4 protein-coding genes are annotated in these 3,352 nt (G+C 66.3%); all 4 read left to right on the top strand.

All coding sequences use genetic code 11. From position 1 onward, the window contains the following. Window positions 1–23 precede the first annotated feature (23 nt). Window positions 24–1,118, top strand: a complete 1,095-nt coding sequence (gene pstS, locus AC04L7_RS15035) for a phosphate ABC transporter substrate-binding protein PstS (protein WP_475513311.1) — start codon at window positions 24–26, stop codon at window positions 1,116–1,118. A 117-nt stretch (window positions 1,119–1,235) separates the two neighbouring features. Beyond that, window positions 1,236–2,207, top strand: a complete 972-nt coding sequence (pstC, locus tag AC04L7_RS15030; protein ID WP_475513310.1) for a phosphate ABC transporter permease subunit PstC — start codon at window positions 1,236–1,238, stop codon at window positions 2,205–2,207. Further along, window positions 2,207–3,058 (top strand): phosphate ABC transporter permease PstA, encoded by an 852-nt coding sequence (gene pstA, locus AC04L7_RS15025; protein WP_296280432.1) that lies wholly within the window; start codon window positions 2,207–2,209, stop codon window positions 3,056–3,058. The genes pstC and pstA overlap by 1 nt, the downstream gene beginning before the upstream one ends. Then, the coding region (locus tag AC04L7_RS15020; RefSeq protein WP_475513309.1) for an ATP-binding cassette domain-containing protein at window positions 3,051–3,352 on the top strand (302 nt) is incomplete at its 3' end. The genes pstA and AC04L7_RS15020, both read left to right, overlap by 8 nt.

Below are 3,352 nucleotides of genomic sequence, written 5' to 3'. Positions count from 1 at the left end.
CACACGACCTGTCTGGAGAGCCCATGCCTATCTGCACTGCCCGCCTGGCCACGCTGGCCCTGGCCACCGCCTTCTTTGCCACGGCCTGCGGTGGCAAGACCGATGCACCGGCCCCGTCGGCCGGCGGCGATGCCGCCGCACCGGCCGCCAGCGGGTTCCAGCAGATCTCCGCCGAGCTGACCGGCGCGGGCGCATCGTTCATCTACCCGCTGATGGCGCGCTGGTCCACGGACTACAACAAGACCACCGGCGCCAAGATCAACTACCAGTCGATCGGCTCCGGCGGCGGCATCGCGCAGATCAAGGCGGCGACCGTCGATTTCGGTTCGTCCGACAAGCCGCTCTCTTCGGAAGAGCTGGCGCAGGCCGGCCTGGCCCAGTTCCCGTCGGTCATCGGCGGCGTGGTGCCGGTCATCAACGTGGAAGGCCTGCAGCCGGGACAGCTGAAGCTCAATGGCACCGTCCTGGCCGACATCTTCCTGCACAAGATCACCACCTGGAACGATCCGGCGATCGTCGCGCTGAATCCGGGCGTGGCCCTGCCCGCCGGCAAGATCAACACCGTGCACCGCTCCGACGGATCGGGCACCACCTTCAACTTCGTCAACTACCTGTCCAAGGTCAGTCCCGAATGGAAGTCGAAGGTCGGCGAAGGCACCTCGGTCAACTGGCCGGGCGGTGTCGGCGGCAAGGGCAACGAAGGCGTGGCCGCCTACGTGCGCCAGCTTAAGGGCTCCATCGGCTACGTCGAACTGGCCTATGYCGAGCAGAACAACATGTCGTACGCGTCGCTGCAGAACGCCGCCGGCCAGTTCGTGAAGCCCACGCCGGAGAGCTTCGCCGCCGCCGCGGCCAGTGCCGACTGGGCCAGCGCCAAGGACTTCAACCTGGTCATCACCAACGCGCCGGGCGAACAGGCGTGGCCGATCACCGCGACCAACTTCATCCTGGTCTACAAACAGCCCAAGGATGCGGCCAAGGCCAAGCACACGCTGGACTTCTTCAAGTGGGCCTACGAGCAGGGCCAGGCGCAGGCCAACGAACTGGACTACGTGCCGCTGCCGCCGGAGCTGGTCGGCCAGATCGAGCAGTACTGGAGCACCGAGATCAAGCTCTGATGCAGATCGTGCGGTGGGCCGTCCCGAGGGGCGGCCCGCTGTCATCACGCGGTAACCGCATCACCGTGCACTAGCGCCTCCCGCGTCACCCCGCCCCTTCCCCACTCCCCGGGTTGCATGAACGCCACCGCCCTCCCCGCCTCACTGACGGACGTGCGTACCGCGAAAGACGCGCGCGCCGACAGGCTGTTCCGGCTGACGCTGACCGGCGCCGGCATGTTCGTCCTGATTTCGCTCATCGCTGCCGCGCTTTCGATGCKGTGGGGCGGGCGCGAAGCGCTGCAGACCTTCGGCCTGGGCTTCTTCACCAGTACCGAATGGAACGTGGGTACGCGCGAGTTCGGCGCGCTGGTGCCGGTGTTCGGCACGCTGGTCAGCGCCGGCGTGGCCATGCTGATCGCGGTGCCGGTGAGTTTCGGCATCGCGGTGTTCCTGACCGAAGTGGCACCGGCCTGGATGCGCGGACCGGTGGGCATGGCGATCGAACTGCTGGCCGGCATCCCTTCGATCATCTACGGCATGTGGGGCCTCTTCGTGCTGGCGCCGCAGTTGAGCGAACACGTCTATCCGTGGATCAACGACAACCTCGGCCAGCTGCCGCTCGTCGGCGCGGTGCTTTCGGGTCCGCCGCTGGGCATCGGCATGCTGACCGCAGGGCTGGTGCTGGCGATCATGGTGATCCCGTTCGTGTCGTCGGTGATGCGCGAGGTCTTCCTGACGGTCCCGGGCCGACTGAAGGAATCGGCGTACGCGCTGGGCTCCACGAAATGGGAGGTCGTGTGGGACGTGGTGCTGCCGTATACGCGCTCGGCCGTGATCGGCGGCGTCTTCCTGGGCCTGGGCCGCGCCCTCGGCGAGACCATGGCGGTGACGTTCGTCATCGGCAACGCCTACACGATCAGCGCCGCTCTGCTGGAGCCCGGCACCTCCATCGCCTCCACCATCGCCAACGAATTCGCCGAAGCCACCGACCCGCTGCACAAGGGATCGCTGCTGCTGCTCGGCTTCACCCTGTTCCTGCTGACCTTCATCGTGCTGGCCGTCGCCCGCCTGATGCTGCGCCAGCTGGCCAAGCGCGAGGGCAACTGATGTCCGCGTCCCTGTACACGTTCCGCAAGGTCAAGAACGCCGTCGCCCTGACGCTGTCGATCGCCGCGGCCATCTTCGGCCTGATGTGGCTGGTCTGGATCCTGTGGACCACGATCACCAAGGGCATGGGCAGCCTGAACCTGGATTTGTTCACCCAGATGACGCCGCCGCCGAACGAACCCGGCGGCCTGGCCAACGCGCTGTTCGGCAGCGTGGTGATGAGCCTGCTGGCCATCGTGCTGGGCACGCCCATCGGCATCGCCGCAGGCACCTACCTGGCCGAGTACGCCAACAAGCACTGGCTGGGCGAAACGGTCCGCTTCGTCAACGACATCCTGCTGTCGGCACCGTCGATCGTGCTGGGCCTCTTCATCTACACCGTGATGGTGGCACAGATGGGCCACTACTCGGCATGGGCCGGCGCCGTCGCGCTGGCGTTCATCGCGTTGCCGGTGATCGTGCGCACCACCGACGAGATGCTGCGGCTGGTACCGCAGCAGATGCGCGAGGCCGCGCTGTCTCTGGGCGTGCCGCAGTGGAAGGTCACCACCCAGGTGCTGATGCGATCCGCGCTGCCGGGCATCGTCACCGGCATCCTGCTGGCGCTGGCACGCATCAGCGGCGAGACCGCGCCGCTGCTGTTCACCGCCTTCAACAACCAGTTCTGGAGCACGGATCTCAACCAGTCGATGGCCAACCTGCCCATGGTCATCTTCCAATACGCGATGAGCCCGTACGACTCCTGGAACTCGCTGGCCTGGGCAGGCGCCTTCCTCGTCACCGGCATGGTGCTGGTGCTCAGCCTGATCGCCCGAACCATCCTTCTTCGAAACAAGGTGACCCATGAATGACGCCGCCCGCATCGCCGTGGTGACGCCGCAGCGCCACGACGAACACGCCGCGACCGCCAGCGTGAAACTGGCCGCCAAGGGCCTGGACTTCTATTACGGCGATTTCCATGCGCTGAAGAACATCAACCTCGAAATCCCGGAAAAGCGCGTGACCGCGCTGATCGGACCCTCCGGCTGCGGCAAGTCCACCCTGCTGCGCGTGTTCAACCGCATCTACTCGCTCTACCCCAAGCTGCGCGCCACCGGCGAGGTACTGCTGGACGGTGAGAACATCCTCGATGCCCGGTATCCGAT

It is taken from the genome of Pseudoxanthomonas sp. LjRoot204_2 (assembly GCF_056175765.1).
Note: the sequence above shows the minus strand (reverse complement) of the source record. Positions and strands in the feature narration are given on the sequence as shown.

Excerpts from the sequence above, each read along its gene's own strand:
- pstA (WP_296280432.1), top strand. The coding sequence starts at position 2,207 with ATGTCCGCGTCCCTGTACACGTTCCGCAAGGTCAAGAACGCCGTCGCC.